General features: G+C 73.2%; 15 protein-coding genes and 1 tRNA gene. 7 read left to right on the forward strand and 9 right to left on the reverse strand.

Annotated features, from left to right (window positions below; translation table 11 throughout):
• Positions 1-210: 210 nt before the first annotated feature.
• A complete protein-coding gene (locus AB0F01_RS28605) occupies positions 211-1,092 on the forward strand; it encodes an aminoglycoside phosphotransferase family protein (protein WP_362101511.1) in 882 nt (293 codons plus the stop codon).
• Positions 1,093-1,178: 86 nt separating this feature from the next.
• On the opposite strand, the gene AB0F01_RS28610 is transcribed toward AB0F01_RS28605, so the two are convergent.
• A tRNA-Thr gene (locus tag AB0F01_RS28610) sits at positions 1,179-1,254 on the reverse strand.
• A gap of 308 nt (positions 1,255-1,562) precedes the next feature.
• On the opposite strand from AB0F01_RS28610, the gene ugpC reads away from it, so the two are divergent.
• The 3 genes from ugpC (at position 1,563) to AB0F01_RS28625 (ending at position 4,284) form a co-directional block, all read left to right on the forward strand.
• Positions 1,563-2,651, forward strand: a complete 1,089-nt coding sequence (gene ugpC / locus AB0F01_RS28615) for a sn-glycerol-3-phosphate ABC transporter ATP-binding protein UgpC (protein WP_362101514.1) — start codon at positions 1,563-1,565, stop codon at positions 2,649-2,651.
• A gap of 249 nt (positions 2,652-2,900) precedes the next feature.
• Positions 2,901-3,353, forward strand: a complete 453-nt coding sequence (locus tag AB0F01_RS28620; RefSeq protein ID WP_362101517.1) for a hypothetical protein — start codon at positions 2,901-2,903, stop codon at positions 3,351-3,353.
• 199 nt (positions 3,354-3,552) lie between these two features.
• Positions 3,553-4,284, forward strand: coding sequence for a nucleotidyltransferase family protein (locus AB0F01_RS28625; RefSeq protein ID WP_362101520.1), 732 nt, complete (start codon positions 3,553-3,555; stop codon positions 4,282-4,284).
• A gap of 467 nt (positions 4,285-4,751) precedes the next feature.
• On the opposite strand, the gene AB0F01_RS28630 is transcribed toward AB0F01_RS28625, so the two are convergent.
• The 6 genes from AB0F01_RS28630 to AB0F01_RS28655 all read right to left on the reverse strand — a co-directional run bounded on the left by AB0F01_RS28630 (position 4,752) and on the right by AB0F01_RS28655 (position 11,891).
• Positions 4,752-6,425 (reverse strand): DoxX family membrane protein, encoded by a 1,674-nt coding sequence (locus tag AB0F01_RS28630; protein WP_362101523.1) that lies wholly within the window; start codon positions 6,423-6,425, stop codon positions 4,752-4,754.
• Positions 6,426-6,543: 118 nt separating this feature from the next.
• The gene (gene rlmB, locus AB0F01_RS28635) at positions 6,544-7,482 is read right to left on the reverse strand and encodes a 23S rRNA (guanosine(2251)-2'-O)-methyltransferase RlmB (protein WP_164347457.1); all 939 of its coding nucleotides are present in this window, start codon (positions 7,480-7,482) and stop codon (positions 6,544-6,546) included.
• Between the two features lie 289 nt (positions 7,483-7,771).
• Positions 7,772-9,169: a cysteine--tRNA ligase gene (cysS, locus tag AB0F01_RS28640; protein WP_362101526.1), complete on the reverse strand. Its 1,398-nt coding sequence runs from the start codon at positions 9,167-9,169 to the stop codon at positions 7,772-7,774.
• A gap of 250 nt (positions 9,170-9,419) precedes the next feature.
• A complete protein-coding gene (gene ispF, locus AB0F01_RS28645; RefSeq protein WP_362101529.1) occupies positions 9,420-10,001 on the reverse strand; it encodes a 2-C-methyl-D-erythritol 2,4-cyclodiphosphate synthase in 582 nt (193 codons plus the stop codon).
• A complete protein-coding gene (gene ispD, locus AB0F01_RS28650; protein ID WP_362101532.1) occupies positions 9,991-10,776 on the reverse strand; it encodes a 2-C-methyl-D-erythritol 4-phosphate cytidylyltransferase in 786 nt (261 codons plus the stop codon). The genes ispF and ispD overlap by 11 nt, the downstream gene beginning before the upstream one ends.
• 632 nt (positions 10,777-11,408) lie before the next feature.
• Positions 11,409-11,891 carry a CarD family transcriptional regulator gene (locus tag AB0F01_RS28655; RefSeq protein ID WP_003953493.1) on the reverse strand — a complete coding sequence of 161 codons (483 nt, stop codon included), beginning with the start codon at positions 11,889-11,891 and terminating at the stop codon, positions 11,409-11,411.
• Between the two features lie 818 nt (positions 11,892-12,709).
• Here AB0F01_RS28655 and AB0F01_RS28660 point away from each other — a divergent pair.
• On the forward strand, positions 12,710-13,360 hold the full coding sequence (locus AB0F01_RS28660; protein WP_362101535.1) for a DUF461 domain-containing protein: 651 nt from the start codon (positions 12,710-12,712) through the stop codon (positions 13,358-13,360).
• 185 nt (positions 13,361-13,545) lie between these two features.
• Here the strand turns inward: AB0F01_RS28660 and AB0F01_RS28665 are convergent, their stop codons facing one another.
• A complete protein-coding gene (locus AB0F01_RS28665) occupies positions 13,546-14,226 on the reverse strand; it encodes a response regulator transcription factor (RefSeq protein ID WP_362101537.1) in 681 nt (226 codons plus the stop codon).
• Positions 14,223-15,869, reverse strand: coding sequence for an ATP-binding protein (locus AB0F01_RS28670; RefSeq protein ID WP_362101540.1), 1,647 nt, complete (start codon positions 15,867-15,869; stop codon positions 14,223-14,225). The genes AB0F01_RS28665 and AB0F01_RS28670 overlap by 4 nt, the downstream gene beginning before the upstream one ends.
• 267 nt (positions 15,870-16,136) lie before the next feature.
• Between AB0F01_RS28670 and phoU the strand changes: the two genes are divergently transcribed.
• Both phoU and AB0F01_RS28680 read left to right on the forward strand, forming a co-directional pair.
• Positions 16,137-16,835 carry a phosphate signaling complex protein PhoU gene (phoU, locus tag AB0F01_RS28675; protein WP_362101543.1) on the forward strand — a complete coding sequence of 233 codons (699 nt, stop codon included), beginning with the start codon at positions 16,137-16,139 and terminating at the stop codon, positions 16,833-16,835.
• Positions 16,836-17,255: 420 nt separating this feature from the next.
• Positions 17,256-17,411: a hypothetical protein gene (locus tag AB0F01_RS28680; protein ID WP_362101546.1), complete on the forward strand. Its 156-nt coding sequence runs from the start codon at positions 17,256-17,258 to the stop codon at positions 17,409-17,411.
• The last annotated feature ends 41 nt before the right edge of the window (positions 17,412-17,452 follow it).

Below are 17,452 nucleotides of genomic sequence, written 5' to 3' on the forward strand. Positions count from 1 at the left end.
CGCTCCCGGCACACGGCACACGGCGCCCGCCGGCAGACGACTCGCCGGCACACGGCCCGTCGGCAGACGACCCACCGGCGCGCCGCCCGTCGGCACACGCCCCACCGGCACACGCCCCACCGGCGCGCGGCCCGCCGGGGACGGAGCACCCCGCCCCGCCCCTCGCCTCACCCCCCGCCCCGGCCACGCCACCCGGCTACCGTGCGGTGTGTGATCGTCGTCCCGCCGCAACTCGCGGCCACCCAGATCAAGTTCAACAAGGAGGCGGGCCGCGCCTTCGTCGCCGCCCTGCCGGAGCTGACCGCGTCCTTCGTGGACCGCTGGGAGCTGCGGATCACCGGGACTCCCCTGCACGGCGTCAGCGCCCTGGTCGTCCCGGTGGACCGCGCGGACGGCACACCGGCGATGCTGAAGCTGCAGCTCCGCGACCACGAGAGCGAGGGCGAACCGGTCGCCCTGCGCCGGTGGGACGGCGACGGCGCGGTCCGGCTGCTGGACCACGACGAGCCCACCGGCACCATGCTCCTGGAGCGCCTGGACAGCTCCCGCATGCTGTCCCGCGTGGCCGACCCTCAGGAGGGCGTCCTGGTGATCGCCCGCCTGCTGGCCCGCCTCCACGTGGCCCCGGCCCCCGCGGGCATGCGCCGCCTCGACGACATCGCGCGGCGCATGCTCCAACGCACGCCCGCCGCCCTGGAGCGCATCCCCGACCCGGAGTCCCGGCGCCTGGTGGCCGACTGCGCCGCGGCCGTCCGGGAAGTCGTCGACGAGCCCGGCGACCGCCTCCTGCACTGGGACCTGCACGACGAGAACGTGCTCGCCGCCGACCGCGCCCCCTGGCTCGCCATCGACCCCAAACCCCTCGTCGGCGACCCCGGCTTCGACCTGTGGCCCGCGCTGGCCAACCCCTTCCGTGCCGACGACGTCCTCCGGCGCTTCGACGCCATGACCGAGGTGCTCGGGCTGGACCGCGCGCGGGCCCGCGCCTGGACGTACGGGAGGGTGCTGCAGAACTGCCTGTGGGAGACCGAGGAGGGCCGGCCCCTGGACGACACGGACCTGGAGATCGCCCGCCGCCTGCGCCGTGCCTGAGACGTCCCGGGCCTGAGACGTCCCGGGCCGGAGAAACGGGCCGGCCCGGGACGGACGGGAGGGGCCCGCACGAGGCCCCCTGCGAAAGCCCCCTGTCGGATTCGAACCGACGACCTGCTGTTTACAAGACAGCCGCTCTGGACCGGACTGAGCTAAGGAGGCGCCGCGCGCTCCGCGCGCGAAGGCTGGTCCACTGTACACAGAGCCGGATTCACCCGGCCACGGACTTCCCCGTCGGGCCCGCGCGCCCGCCCCGCCCCGGCGAGCCGTCGAAGGTTCACGAAGAAATCACAGCCCGGAAACTACTGACAAGCAGGTGAACGCCGGGTACCGTCCTGTGCCAGTTCACACACGTGGACTACACCACAACGGAATACGTGGACGACACCACTGCGGAACACCCGTCGTGGCACCACCTTCCTACTCGGATCGTCCGGCACGTTCCTGCCGGTAGAAGGGGGCCCATTCCCATGGCCACAGTCACGTTCGACAAGGCGACCCGGATCTACCCGGGTTCCACCAAGCCCGCCGTCGACGCGCTCGACATCGCGATCGAGGACGGGGAGTTCCTCGTCCTGGTCGGCCCGTCCGGTTGCGGCAAGTCCACCTCGCTCCGCATGCTCGCGGGGCTCGAGGACGTGAACGGCGGCGCCATCCGCATCGGCGACCGCGACGTCACGCACCTGCCGCCCAAGGACCGGGACATCGCCATGGTGTTCCAGAACTACGCCCTCTACCCGCACATGACGGTCGCCGACAACATGGGCTTCGCGCTCAAGATCGCCGGCGTGAACAAGGCGGAGATCCGGCAGAAGGTCGAGGAGGCCGCGAAGATCCTCGACCTGACCGAGTACCTGGACCGCAAGCCGAAGGCGCTCTCCGGCGGTCAGCGCCAGCGTGTCGCGATGGGCCGCGCGATCGTGCGTGAGCCGCAGGTGTTCCTCATGGACGAGCCGCTGTCCAACCTGGACGCCAAGCTGCGCGTCTCCACCCGTACGCAGATCGCCTCCCTGCAGCGCCGCCTGGGCATCACCACCGTCTACGTCACCCACGACCAGGTCGAGGCGCTCACCATGGGCGACCGGGTCGCGGTGCTCAAGGACGGGCTGCTCCAGCAGGTCGACACCCCGCGCAACATGTACGACAAGCCCGCCAACCTCTTCGTGGCCGGCTTCATCGGCTCCCCGGCGATGAACCTCATCGAGGTGCCGGTCACCGACGGCGGCGTGAAGTTCGGCAACTCGGTGGTGCCGGTGGAGCGCGACGCGCTCTCCTCCACCACCGACAAGACCGTGACCGTGGGCGTGCGCCCCGAGCACTTCGACGTGGCCGGCGAGGAGTCCGACCAGGGCGTCGCCGTCACCGTCAACGTCGTGGAGGAGCTGGGCTCCGACGCGTTCGTCTACGGCTCCACCACCGTGGGCGGGGAGACCAAGGACATCGTGGTCCGCGTCGGCGGCCGCAACGTGCCGGCCAAGGGCAGCGAGCTGCACGTCGTGCCGCGCGCCGGCGAGACCCACGTGTTCTCCACGTCGACCGGCGCCCGCCTGTCCGACTGAGCACCGGCCCGCCCCCGCCGGACGGCCGTCCGGCACCGCTTCGCACCTGCCGCCCGGAGAGATCACCCGGACGGGCGACGGAAGCCCCGCAGTCCGCTGCGGGGCTTCTCGCGTTGTCGACAAATACCCCGGCAAGTCACGCATTTCGCGCGTGCGCGTCAACGCGTTACCCGAAAAACTCGTCGACCATGTCCCCCGAACCGGTGACGGAATGTCTTCACGCCATTACCGGACGCTACCCTCACTCGCGTGAAGCACTCCACTAACCCTCAGACGCGACGCGGCCGGGGCCACGCCCGCCGGATCGGCCGCAGCCTCGCCCTCGTCCTGCCCGTCGTCCTGGTGTTCTCCGGAACTCTCGCGGTCGCCCGGGTCGACTGGTCGGGGAGCCCCACGAGCCCGGTGCTCACCGCCGCCGACACCGCCGTGGCCGGTGCCTCGCGCAGCGCGGCGCGCGCCCCCCACGAGATCCTCCGCGACCGGCTCCTGGTCGAACAGCAGAAGAAGGACCCGGGCGTCGCGCTCACCCACCTCCAGGAGGCGGTGAACGACCGGCCGTCGCTGGCCCGGCACTGCGCCTCCATCGCCCGCGCGCTGGGCAAGGCCGCGGTGCGCGTCTACGGCCCGACGAAGGCGCAGTCCTACTCCCGCCCGGTCTGCGACACCTCCTTCGCCTCGGGGGTCCTCGCCGCCCACCACTGACCCCCGGGCCGGCCGCGGCACGTGAGGTCCGGCCCCCGCGCGGCCGACGGCCCGTGCGGGGGCCTCGGCCGTGTGGGAACGGTCGGGCATGCGGGCGCGGTCGGGCGTACGGGAACGGTCAGGCGTGCGTGAGCGGTCGGCCGTACGGGGGCCCGGAGGGCCCTCCGGGGCGCCCGGGAGTGCCACGTACAGTTCGGTCATGACCCATCCGAGTGCCGCGTCCCGCCCCGTCCAAGCCGTCGTCCTGGCCGGCGGTCAAGGTTCCCGGCTGCGGCCGTACACCGACGACCGGCCCAAGCCGATGGTCGAGATCCCCGGCACCGGGACGCCGATCATCGGCCATCAGCTGTCCTGGCTCGCCGCCGAGGGCGTGACGGACGTGGTGATCTCCTGCGGGCACCTCGCCGACGTCCTCCAGAAGTGGCTGGACTCCGCCGACCTGCCCGTGTCCGTCACCACCGTCGTCGAGACGGAACCCCTCGGCCGCGGCGGCGGCCTCAAGTACGCCGCCGCGCACCTCCCGCACCCGGACCGGCCCTGGTACGCCACGAACGGCGACATCTGGACGCGCTTCTCGCTGCGCGACATGGCGGACTTCCACACCGAGCGCGACGCCCTCGCCACCCTCGCCCTCGCCCGCCCCCGCATTCCCTGGGGCGCCGTGCAGACGGACGGTTTCGGGCACATCACCGACTTCATCGAGGCCCCGCCGTCGACGTTCGAGATCAACGCGGGCATCTACGTCTTCTCCCCCGGCTTCGCCGACCTGCTGCCGGAGCGCGGCGACCACGAGCGGACCACGTTCCCGCGCCTCGCACGGGAGCGCCGCCTGGCCGGCTTCCCCATCCCGCAGGGGTCGTACTGGCGCGCCATCGACACCGCGAAGGACCTGACGGAGGCCGCGAAGGAACTGGCCGCCCACGGCCGCTGACACACGCACGGCCGGTCCGCAGCCGCCCCACGCCCGCCGCCGGCGCTGACGGCCGCTGCTCACGGCCGCTGCTCACGGCCACGGTCCACGGCGCTCACCGCGCTGCCGCACGGACGCCTGACGCCTGACGCCCGGTCACGCGCGGTCCGCTCGCCGGTCTGCGGCTCCGTGCCCTCCGCCCGCCCGTCGGCCGGGTTCGCCCGCCGCCACCGGCCCGGTCCCGTCCACCCGTCGCCTCGCCCGTCCGCCGGCCGGGCCCACCCCACGGCACGCGTCCCCGGAGGCAGCCCGGAGCGGACGACCCGACGGAGGCGTCCCGAAGCAGGCGCCTTGGCGAGCACCCCGGAAGAGGCGCCCCGCAGAAGTGGGCCGCACGACGAACGGGGTCCCGCACGTCGTCCGTGCGGGACCCCGCCGTCGTCGGAAGGCCGGAGCAGACCGTCCTCCCGGGCTACCGGCCTACCGGCCTACCCGAGGAGGCCGCCCACCAGGCCCGGCTGGCCGGTGGACGAGCCGCCGCCGCCCCCGGAACCGCCGCTCGGCGTGCCCTCGCCGCCGGTGCTGCCGCCGCCGGAGGTCGGGCCGGTGGTGGTGCTCGGCGCCTGCTCGACCGGGGAGGACTGCTGCGGCGGGGCCTGCCCGGCGCTGCCCTGGGTCTGGCTGGGCGTGCCGCCGGTGACCGTGCCGGTGTCCTGCGTCGCGCCCGGGGTGGTGGTCCCGGCGGACGGGCTGCCCGTACCGGCGGTGGTGCCCCGGGTGGGCGACGTGGACGCGGAGGGCGTGCGCTTCTTCGGCGAGGCGTCGGGCTCCTGCGGGAGCGGGGAGCCGGGGAGTTCGTTGCGCGGGGACTCGCCCGGGCCGGGGACGACGACGCGGTCGGCGTCACGCACCGCGCCGCCCAGCAGCGACCCGGTGAGCAGGGTGATCCCGCAGACCACGACCGTGACCAGGGCGCCCCGGCGCAGGACGTAGCGGCGCAGGTCCCAGATGTCGGCGCGGGGGCCGAGGCGCCGCCAGGCGCGGCCGGCCAGGCGGCCGTCGACGGAGTAGACGGGGGCGCCGGCGATGATCAGCGGCGACCAGGCGGCGAGGTAGATGATGTCCGGCGTGTCGTAGACCGGGACGCTCTTCCAGCTGACGGTGACCAGCAGCGCGGCGGAGAGCAGCGCGCCGACCACGGCGGCCACCCGCTGCCAGCAGCCGAGGACGGTGAGAACGCCGACGATGACCTGGAGGAAGGCGATGACGAGGCCGGAGCCCACCGGGTGTTCGAGGGCGAACTGCCGCAGCGGCTCGGCGACTTCCCAGGGGTGCAGGGTGTTCAGCCAGGTCACCATGGAGCCGCGCTTGCCGCCGTCGAAGTAGACGGGGTCGCACAGCTTGCCCATGCCGGCGTAGATGGAGATGAAGCCGAGGAAGACGCGCAGCGGCAGCAGCACGACGCCCAGGTTCATCCGGCGGCCGGGGTAGTAGGCGTGCCGGGCCGGGTCGTCGCCGTGGCGCCGGGTGCGCGGTGCGTCCTCGTCGGCGGCGGGCCGGGCGCCGGTGTCCTCGAACGCGTCGTCCTCGTAGCCGCCCGCGTCGTGACCGCCCGTGTCGTAGGCCGGTTCGTCGTAGGCGCTGCCGACGGTGCGCATGGGCGGCAGCAGCGGGCCGCCGCCGTGGGTGCGCTGGGCGCCGACGACCGGCGTCTCCAGGGTGGCCGGGTCGTCGCCGTAGCCGTAGCCGGTGCCGACGCGCGGGATGACCTGGGTGGCGCCGGCGTCGGCGAGGGGCTCCTCGGCGTGGCGGACGCCGTCGTGCCGCACGGCCTGGAGCAGGCGGTGGGCTCCGGTGTCGTCCGGCGCGGACCGGCCGCTCCAGACGACGGGGCGGCGCCGCGGGGCGCCCGGACCGGCGGCGCCCATGGTGGTGACCACGGGGATGCGGGCGGTGTCCTGGGCGGCGCTCAGGTGCCGGGCGATCCGGGGTGACTGGACGCGTCGCGCCGAGACGCCCAGCTGCACGCGGAAGCTGGCGTGATTGACGATGACCTGCGCCGGATCGCTCGGCACCTTCACCATGCTCAGCGCGGGAGTGTCGTCGAGTCCCAACGAGCGGTCCCCCGTGGGCGTGCGGGGTGTTCTGGTGTCCACACTCATCTAACCGAGTGACGCGGGGTTAGGACACTGCCTTGACCGGCCGGATGTGTCCGGACCCCGTCAAGCCGGTACGGGCCGCCCGGAACACTCCGTGTGGGTGATGCCGCCGAACACCCGTTCAGGCGCGGCGGCGCGCCACCTCGTACAGCACGATGCCCGCCGCGACACCCGCGTTGAGCGACTCCGCACCGCCCGGCATCGGGATCCGCACCCGGACGTCACAGGTCTCGCCGACCAGCCGGGACAACCCCTTGCCCTCACTGCCGACGACGATGACGACCGGACCGTCCAGCGCGGCCAGCTCGCCCAGCTCGGCCTCGCCGTCCGCGGCCAGCCCGACGACCGTGATCCCGGCCTTCTTGTACGCCTCCAGGGCGCGCGTCAGGTTGGTGGCGCGGGCGACGGGCGTGCGCGCGGCCGTGCCGGCGGACGTCTTCCAGGCGCCGGCGGTCATCCCGGCGGCCCGCCGCTCGGGCACGACGACACCGTGGCCGCCGAAGGCGGAGACGGAACGGACCACGGCACCCAGGTTGCGCGGGTCGGTCACCCCGTCGAGGGCGACGATCAGCGGGTCCTGGCCCTCGTCGTGGGCGCCCGCGACCAGGTCCTCGGGGTGCGCGTACTCGTAGGGCGGGACCTGGAGGACCAGGCCCTGGTGGTTCAGCCCGTTGGTCATCCGGTCGAGCTCGGGACGGGGGGCCTCCATGAGGTTGATCCCGCCGCGGTCGGCCGCGAGCTGGAGCGCCTCGCGCACCCGCTCGTCGTTGTCGATGAACTGCTGCACGTACAGCGTCGAGGCGGGCACGCCCTCGCGCAGCGCCTCGACGACCGGGTTGCGGCCCACGACGAGTTCGGAGGCCGACCGGCCGCCGCGCCGCTGCGGGGCGCGGCCGGTCGCGCGGCGCGCCTTGGCCTGGGCGGCCCGCTGCTTGGCGTGGCCCTTGCGCATCTCGGCGGGGGGCGTGGGGCCCTTGCCTTCCAGGCCCCGGCGCCGCTGGCCGCCGCTGCCGACCTGCGCGCCCTTCTTGCCGGACATGCGGCGGTTGTTCGCGGCCATGAGGTACTCGTCTCCGTGAGGTCGTGCGGTGGACGCGGCGTGCGCGTCCCGCGGTGGCGTCCGTGGTGCCGCGCCGCGCGTGGTCCGTGCGGTGCGGTGCTGCTGTGCGGTTGTGTCCGTGCGGTGGGCGTGCCCGTACGGGACACGCGGTCGTGTACGTGCAGTGTGCCGCCCGGGGGTCCGGACGGCATACCCGTCGCCGGGGGTCCTCGCGCTTCCCGGGTCCCGTCCGCCGTGGCGTCCGGAATCCTGGGCGCGGGGCGACCCGTGGCACGGGCCCGGCGGGGCCTCAGCGCGGGCCGAGGCTCCAGCGCGGTCCCTGCGGGCTGTCCTCGATGACCAGGCCGGACTGGTTGAGCTGGTCGCGGATGGCGTCCGCGGTCGTCCAGTCCTTGCGGGCCCGGGCGGCCTCCCGCTGGTCGAGGACCATGCGCACCAGGGTGTCGACCACCCCGTGCAGGTCCTCGCCGCGGTCGCCCTCGCCGGCCCAGTGCGGGTCGAGCGGGTCCAGGCCGAGCACGCCGAGCATGGCGCGGACCTCGGCGAGACGGGCGACCGCCGCCTCCTTGTCGTCGGCGGCCAGCGCGCTGTTGCCCTGCCGGACGGTGGTGTGCACCACGGCCAGCGCCTGCGGGACCCCGAGGTCGTCGTCCATGGCCTCGGCGAAGGCGGGCGGCACCTCGGCCGACGGCTCGACGGCGCCGGCCTTCTCCACCACGCGCTGGACGAAGCCCTCGATCCGCGCGAACGCCGACTCGGCCTCGCGCAGCGCCTCCTCGCTGTACTCGATCATCGAGCGGTAGTGCGGGGTGCCCAGGTAGTAGCGCAGCACGATGGGCCGCCACCGCTTGACCATCTCGCTGACCAGCACCGAGTTGCCGAGCGACTTCGACATCTTCTCGCCGCTCATGGTGACCCAGGCGTTGTGCACCCAGTACCGGGCGAACTCGTCGCCGAAGGCCTTGGCCTGCGCGATCTCGTTCTCGTGGTGCGGGAAGATCAGGTCGAGGCCGCCGCCGTGGATGTCGAAGGCGGTGCCCAGGTACTTGTGCGCCATCGCCGAGCACTCCAGGTGCCAGCCCGGTCGCCCGCGCCCCCACGGCGTCTCCCAGCTCGGCTCGCCCGGCTTGGCCGCCTTCCACATGGCGAAGTCCCGCGGGTCCCGCTTGCCGGTCTCGCCCTCACCGGACGGCTGGAGCAGGTTCTCCAGCTCCTGGTTGGACAGCTTCAGGTACGCGGGGAAGGAGGTGACGGCGAAGTAGACGTTGCCGTCGGCCTCGTAGGCGTGGCCGCGCTCGATCAGGCCGCGCATCATCTCGACCATCTCGGTGATGTGGCCGGTGGCACGCGGTTCGTAGGTCGGGGGCAGGCAGCCGAGGGTCCGGTAGCCGTCGCTGAAGGCCCGCTCGTTCTCGTAGCCGATGGCCCACCAGGGCCGTCCCTGCTCCGCCGACTTCGCGATGATCTTGTCGTCGATGTCGGTGACGTTGCGGATGAACGTGACGTCCAGGCCGCGGTACTCGAACCAGCGGCGCATGATGTCGAAGTTCAGCCCCGAGCGGATGTGCCCGATGTGGGGCGCCGCCTGCACGGTGGCACCACACAGGTAGATCGAGACGCAACCCGGCTGGAGCGGGGTGAAGTCACGGATCTGCCGGGCGCTGGTGTCGTACAGGCGAATAGTCACCCCTCCAGGGTAGTGGGCCCCGGAGGGTGCGTGTGCCTCCACCACCGCGCCGTCCCGGGCGGGGACGCCCGCGCGTACGGGAACACGCGCGGGCCTGCGGGGACACGAGCGGGGCTGCGGGGCGGGGTGCCCGCGCGGACACGAGCGGGGGTGCGGGGCAGGGTGCCCCCGCGGGTGCCGGTACACCGCCCGCGGGCGTGCTCCGCGCGCGGACCACGGTGTCAGTCCGTCCGCGCGCGGATCACGGATGTCAGTCCGTCCGCGCGCGGACCACCAGGGCGGTCGCCACCGCCATCAGCCCCTCGCCGCGCCCGGGGAAGCCGAGCCCGTCCGTGGTCGCCCCGGAGACCGACACCGGTGCTCCGGCCGCCTCGGAGAGGATCCGCTGCGCCTCGTCGCGCCGCTTGCCGATCTTGGGCCGGGGCCCGACGACCTGCACGGCGACGTTGCCGATGCGGAACCCGGCCGCCCGTACGATCCGGGCGGCCTCGGTCAGCAGGGTCACCCCCGAGGCGCCCGACCACTCGGGCCGCCCGGTGCCGAAGTGCTGCCCCAGGTCGCCCAGGCCGGCCGCCGAGAACAGGGCGTTGCAGGCGGCGTGCGCGACGACGTCCGCGTCGGAGTGCCCGGCCAGACCGGGTCCCTCCCCGTCCCACTTCAGGCCGGCGCACCACAGCTCACGGCCGTCCTCGAAGGCGTGGATGTCGGTGCCGATGCCGACCTGAGGAAGCGGCGGCAGGGGCGGTTCGGCACTGCCGTGCGGCTCGGCAGGGCCCTGCGGCTCGGGAGCGTCCCCGTGTCGCCCGGGAGCAGCCTGTGTCTCAGAAGCCATCGTTGAGCCTCCTCCGGGCCAGGACCGCCTCCGCGAGGACCAGGTCCAGGGGACGGGTGACCTTGAACGCCTCCTCGTGGCCGGGCACGGTGACGACGGTCAGGCCGAGCTGCTCGACCATGCTCGCGTCGTCGGTGACCTGCTCCGTGACGGTCGCGTGGGCGCGCACCAGCGCGGCCCGGTCGAAGCCCTGGGGGGTCTGCACCGCGCGCAGCACCGACCGGTCCGGCGTCGCGACGACCACCTCCGGGTCGCCGGGCGCCGTGGCCGGCTCGACCTCCTTGACCGTGTCGGCGAGCGGCAGCGCGGGGACGACGGCGGGCGCGCCGCCGCGCACCGCCTCGATCACCGCGTCGACGGTGTCGACGGGCACGAGGGGCCGGGCCGCGTCGTGCACGAGCACGATGTCGTACTCCTCCGGCAGCGCGTCCAGCCCCAGCCGGACGGACTCCTGGCGGCTCTCCCCGCCGGGTACCACCAGGAAGTCGGTGCGTTCGGGCAGGACGTGGGCGTCGAGCAGCGTCCTGACCTCGGCGGCTCCGTCGGGCGGGGCGACGAGGACGACCAGGGAGACGGAGCGCGAGTCGGCCATCGCGCGGACCGCGTGGATCAGCATGGGCGTGCCGCCCAGCGCGCGGAGCGCCTTCGGGGCGCCCGGGCCGAGTCGTACGCCCCGGCCGGCGGCCGGGATGACGGCCGCCGTACGGCGTGTCGTACGGTCGGGCGCGTCCGGCGCGGGGCTCTGCGACGGCGGGATGAGGGGATCGTCAGTCATCGGTTCCTGTCAGGTTTGTGTGCTCGGCCTACCTGGGTATGGCCTGGGCGTACCCACCGCTCCGAGGAGCGGAGGGATGACCGGGCGTGACGACTCGACCAGCCCCTTCCGTGACTCTGGTCGAGGCGGGACGCCCGGACCGGTGTGCCGGGTGCGGGCGTGAGTGATGGCACAGCCCGCGCGGTCACGGCACCCGTACGGTGTACGGACGGACGGCACTTCGCGTCGCCGGCCGGGCCGCACACCGGTGGCCGCACGCGGCCGCGCGGTCGTATCAGTACCAGGTGGCCGAAGCGGGTGGGGGTCACGGGCAGCCGTCCGGACGCCCCACCGGCGTCGGCCACGTGGCGCACCGTCCGGTCTCCGGGTCCGGTGCGGAACCAGGTGGCGTCGGCGCGCCGGGTGGCGTCGTGACGTGGCGCTTCCGGAGGTCGGAGCCCAGCCGTCCGCGTCCCGGGGCAGCACCTCCCGGGATCGCGTCTCCTCGGGAGCCGGAGCCGGGCGGACATGCCCGGGAGCGGACATGCCGCAGCGCCCGGCGACATCTCGTTCGTCATCGGGCACCGCGGCATTTCACTGTGCTGTGCTTGCTGTGCGCTGGGAGCGCCGAGCGAGCGGCGCTCCGCCTCCGCTCAGGAGGCGAGTACCTCGTCGAGCAGGGCCTCGGCCTTGTCCTCGTTGGTGTTCTCCGCGAGCGCGAGCTCGCTGACCAGAATCTGGCGTGCCTTGGCGAGCATGCGCTTCTCGCCGGCGGAGAGTCCGCGCTCACGCTCACGACGCCACAGGTCACGCACGACTTCCGCGACCTTGATGACATCGCCCGAGGCGAGCTTCTCCAGGTTTGCCTTGTAGCGACGGGACCAGTTAGTGGGCTCTTCGGCGTAAGGTGCGCGGAGCACCTCGAAGACTCGGTCCAGCCCGTCCTGACCGACCACATCGCGCACGCCGACGAACTCCGCATTGTCCGCTGGCACACGTACCGTCAGATCACCCTGGGCGACCTTCAGCACCAAGTAGGTCTTGTCCACGCCTTTGATCTGGCGAGTTTCGATAGCCTCGATCAGCGCGGCCCCGTGATGGGGATAGACCACGGTGTCGCCAACCTTGAACGTCATGTGACAGGTACCCCTTCCGTGGCTATCCAGGGTAACACGGATACGGCGGGTTCTGAATGACGTTTTCGCAGGTCAGGGCCATTCTCGGGGCTTGACAACCGCAACATGAACGTGCATCGGCCGCCGAACGGAAGCAGGTATTCGCAGGTCGGAGCGGCTCTCCGGGGCGGAAGAAAGACACACGTCACACCCGCCCGAAGGCCGTCGCGAGTGACCGAAGGTACCCAAATGTCCGGTTCCACATGCTCGACTTCCGCTACTCCGTTCGGTGCTCCGCCGGGGTTCCGGCCGAATCTCGAATTGATCTTCACAGAGGCCGTGGAACGGCCGGTGATCAATTCCCGGGGGGCGTCGGCACATTCCTGCGGGGAAATGCCGACCGGCCGACGGGGCTATGACACGCGCACCCGGGTGACACTCCTGGAGTAATGCGAATGCCCATCGGGTCGCACCGTGTTCTTGCCTCCCGACCGGGACGCGTGACCGCGCCGTTGACCAGCGGGGCGCGCGGCGGACCGCTCTCGCCCTCACGGCCCCTTCCTCTCCCCGCCCTGTCCGGCTTCCCCGCCTCCCCTCCTCGTCCGACCCGCGCGGGAACTCACGGGTCGACGCGCGCAGGGGCCCTCGGGCGGACCGGCGTGCCCGTCGGTCAGGGACCCGCGGACCGTGGCCACGGGCGGCTTCTCGGGGGAACGGGGCCGTTCCGGGGAGGGTCGGGTGCGGTCGTGCGGGGACGGCTCGGTAACCTGAGGCCGCTGACAGACCCTTAGGGCGGCTTCACAGGTCGCCACGCTCGAGTCCAAGGAGTTGCCGCCGCCGTGAGCAGCAGCCTTCGACGCGGTGCCCTCGCCGCCGCCGCCATCGCGTTCTCGGTCGTCTCGCTCTCCGCGTGCGCGTCCGGCAACAACGCCGAGACCCTCCAGGTCAAGCCGGACAACGCGGCCACGACCGTCGGTGACATCAAGGCCCAGAACGTCGTCGTCATCACCCAGCCCGACCTCGAGTCCACGGGCCCGGCCGTCGTCTCGGCCACGTTCTTCAACGAGGGTTCCACCGACCAGACCCTGGAGTCCGTCACCATCCCGGGCACCGGCAAGACCGCAGAGCTGTCCCCCGCCGAGGGCGGCAGCCTGACCGTGCCGGCCGGTGGTTCGCTGATCCTGGGCGGCAAGGGCAACGCCTCCGCCGTCCTGCCCAGCAGCCGTGAGGCCGTCCAGGACGGCAACGCGCAGAAGGTCACGTTCACCTTCAGCAAGACCGGCGACGTCTCCCTCCAGGCCTTCGTCCAGCCGGCCGAGGACTTCTACGCCGAGTGGGGCCCGAGCAAGGCCCCCGCCACGCCGCAGGCGCAGCAGAGCGAGGAGCCGTCCACGGACGCCCCGGCGTCCACCGAGTCCGGCGCCCCCGCCGAGGGCCCGTCGGGCAGCCCCTCCAGCGACGCCTCCGCCAGCCAGCCAGCCGGCGACTGACCCCCCGCGGAGCGCCGCACAGGCGCACGCGGACATGCGGAAGGGCGGGACCCGGGTGCAGTACCCGGGTCCCGCCCTTCCGTCGCGTCACGTCCGCCGGACCCGCCGGCCCATGGGATCCACAGGACCCGCCGGCGCGCCCCCTACGGCTTCGGCTTCGGCTACGGCTACGGCTACGGCTACGGCTACGGCTCGAACTTGTAGCCGAGGCCGCGGACCGTCACCAGGTACCGCGGGGCTCCGGGGTCGGGCTCGATCTTGGCGCGCAGCCGCTTGACGTGCACGTCCAGGGTCTTGGTGTCCCCCACGTAGTCGGCGCCCCAGACCCGGTCGATGAGCTGCATCCGGGTCAGCACGCGCCCGGCGTTGCGCAGCAGCATCTCCAGCAGGTCGAACTCCTTCAGCGGCAGGTCCACCTTGGTGCCGCCCACGGTCACCACGTGCCGCTCGACGTCCATCCGGACCGGGCCCGCCTCCAGGGCCGCCGGCGTGACCTCCTCCGGCTCCCCCCGGCGGCGCAGCACCGCGCGGATCCGGGCGACCAGTTCCCGGGAGGAGAACGGCTTGGTGACGTAGTCGTCGGCTCCTATCTCCAGGCCGACCACCTTGTCGATCTCGCTGTCCTTGGCGGTCACCATGATCACGGGGACGTTGGAGCGGTTGCGCAGCTGGCGGCACACCTCGGTGCCCGGCAGCCCGGGCAGCATCAGGTCGAGGAGCACGAGGTCGGCGCCGTTGCGCTCGAACTCGTCGAGGCCGTCGGGCCCGGTGGTCGCCACGGCGACCTCGAAGCCCTCCTTGCGGAGCATGTACGACAGGGCGTCGGAGAAGGACTCCTCGTCCTCGACGACGAGCACTCGGGTCACGGAAGGACCTCCGGGGAGGGAAGCGTTTCGTACGCGGATGAGTCGGAAGCGTGGGGGGTGGAGGGGGACGACATGTGGGGGGACGACTGGGGGCCGGCGGACCCGGAGGCGGACGGGCCGACGGACGCGGAGGCGGACGGGCCGCCGGGCGAGGCGGTGGACGGGCCGCCGGGCGACTCGGCGGGCGAGGCGGTGGATGACTGGGCAGACGATTCCACGGCCGACGTGGTGGATGACCCGGCAGGGGACTCGGCGGGCGACGTCGTCGGGGATCCGGCAGACGCAGACGACCTCGTGGACGATCCGTTGGGCGAGGCCGTCGGTGGCGCGTCGGGCCAACCCTCGTCGGTTGTGCCGTCGGTTGCCTCGTCGGCCGTCTCCTCGACCGTGTCCTCGCCCGTCTCGTCGGCTGTCTCGTCGGCCGTGCGGGAGGCGCGTTCCCGGCTCGCCGGTGCTTCCGGCAGGCGCAGGGTGAAGGTGGAGCCCTGGCCCTCGGCGCTCCACACCGTGACGTCGCCGCCGTGGGAGGCGGCCACGTGCTTCACGATCGACAGCCCGAGGCCGGTGCCGCCGGTGGCCCGGGAGCGGGCCGGGTCGACGCGGTAGAAGCGCTCGAAGACGCGTTCCTTGTCCTTCTCGGAGATGCCGATGCCCTGGTCGGTCACGGCGATCTCGACCATGGGCCCGCCGGCCAGGCGGACCGAACGGGCCGCTATGCCGACGCGGGTGCGGGCGGGCGAGTAGTTGACGGCGTTCTCGACGAGGTTGCCGAGCGCCGCGGCGAGCTGCCCCCGGTTCCCCCACACCCGCAGGTCGGCCGCCCCGTCCGTCGTACCGTCGCCGTCCTCGTGGGGACCGTCACCGGCGCCCACGTTGGTGGCCATGGTGATCTCCTTGGTGCCGGCGGCGTGCCGGCAGCGTTCGATCGCCTCGGCGACGAGTTCGGAGACCCGGACGGGTTCGGAGTCCTCCAGGGGGTCGTCGTTCTGCACCCGGGAAAGGTCGATCAGCTCCTGGACGAGGCTGGTCAGCCGGGTCGCCTCGATCTGCATGCGCCCGGCGAAGCGCTCCACGGCCTCGGGGTCGTCGGCGGCGTCCATGACGGCCTCGGACAGCAGCGACAGGGCGCCGACCGGGGTCTTCAGCTCGTGGCTGACGTTGGCCACGAAGTCGCGCCGGACCGCCTCGATGCGGCGGGCCTCGGTGAGGTCCTCGACGAGCAGCAGCACCAGCCGGGAGCCGAGCGGCGCCACCCGCGCGGAGACGGCGAGGGCCTCGCCGCGGCCGGTCCCGCGCCGGGGCAGGTCCAGCTCGACCTGCCGTATCTCGCCGTCGCGCCGGGTGTCGCGGGCCATCTTCAGCATGGGTTCCACGGCCAGCTTCCCGCCCCGCACCAGCCCGAGGGCGTACGCGGCGGAGCTGGCCTTGACGACGCCGTCGGCCTCGTCGAGGACGACGGCGGAGGAGCGCAGGACGGACAGCACGGTGTCCACCCCGCGCGGCAGCACGGGTTCCGTGTGAAGGGAGGTACGCGTGGGGCGGCGCTGTTCGCGCTCGCTCCAGCGGAACGCCAGCATCGCGATGACACCGGTGAGCACACCGGCGATCGCAGCCGCTGCGGCGACCGCCGCGTTCAGGTCCATGCCCCCAGGTTAGGCATGGGCCGCGCGGTGGCCCCAGCCGTCCGGGGGCGACCTCGAACACTCGTCGCCCAGAGTTCACCTCGGAGCCAGGGATGGTTCATGTGAGGTGGTGGAAGCGGACGCGTGACCGTCGCACCGTGGGAGCGTGGGGTTCGGACCGTCGGTGGCGCGGACCGCGTACCGCCGCCCGCGCGCCGGGCACCCGCCCCCGAACCCCGTAGGGGCCCAGGCCGCTGGACCCCTGAGACACCCAGGAGAGGAACCCTGATGCGGGACGCGTACCACGAGGAACTGGATTCGATCGGCGACGGTCTGGTGGAGATGGCCAGGCTGGTCGGGTCGGCGATCGGGCGCGCCACGACGGCCATCCTCGACGCCGACCTGAAGCTCGCCGAGAACGTCATCGAAGGCGACCTGAAGGTCGACGAACTCCAGCACGACCTGGAGGCCCGGGCCATCACCCTGCTGGCCCGGCAGCAGCCGGTCGCCACCGACCTGCGGATCGTCGTCACGTCGCTGCGGATGTCGGCCGACCTGGAGCGCTCCGGCGACCTCGCGCAGCACGTCGCGAAGCTCGCCCGGCTGCGCTACCCGGCGCGCGCGGTCCCGCGTGACCTGCACGCCACCATCCTGGAGATGGGCCAGCTCGCGCAGCGCCTGATGGCCAAGGCCGGCGAGGTGATCATCACCAAGGACGTCGACCTGGCGCTCCAGTTGGAGACGGACGACGACGCGATGGACCTGCTGCACCGCACGCTCTTCCAGCACCTGATGGACGACCGTTGGAAGCACGGCATCGAGACGGCCGTCGACGTCACCCTGCTCGGCCGGTACTACGAGCGCTTCGCCGACCACGCGGTCTCGGTCGCCAAGCGGGTCGTGTACCTGGTCACGGGCGAGCACGCGGACGAGATCCAGGCCGCCGACCTCCAGCAGGAGATCCAGCCGACGCCGGAAGGGGCCTGACCACGGCGACCGGACGGGCGCCGAGGGGCCGGTGCGGGGGACGGCGAGGCCCTGGTCCGACCTGCCCGACGGTCCGGAGACCGGCCCGGACCGGGCCGGGTCGGACCGGTGACGGCTGAGTGCCGTTGTTCTCGGTGCGGGCGCGGCTCCCCGGTGGTGTGACGGGAGTCGCGCTCGCGTGGTGCTCGCGTGGTGCTCGTGTCGCGCGCTCGCGTCGCATGCTCGTCGGGTTCGCCTCGCCTTGGCGTCGGGTTCGCCTCGCGTGGGCGTCGGGTCACCGGTGTCCCCCCGTGGGCGCGAAGGGGGTGGGCCGGGGGCTCACCAGTGCCGGTCGGGCGCGCGTGAGCCTCAGTGCGCCGTTGATGCGCCCGGCCGGGCGGGCATCCAATGGGCACAGGCACCCGTTCCGAGGAGGGACCCATGGCCGAGACCCCCGGCACGACACCCGACCCCACGCAGGAGCGCGAGACCGAGCAGCCCGCCGAGATCAGGAACCTGACCCTGATCGCCGCCTGCGGCTGCGGCTCCGGCTGCGGCTGCGGGTGCCAGTCGGGCAGCCCCTGCCAGTGCGGCTGAGACCGTGACCCCAGGGACCCCGTAGGCGGCCCCCGGGGCAA

The sequence above is a fragment of the Streptomyces sp. NPDC029526 genome (assembly GCF_040637405.1).
GTDB lineage: Bacteria > Actinomycetota > Actinomycetes > Streptomycetales > Streptomycetaceae > Streptomyces.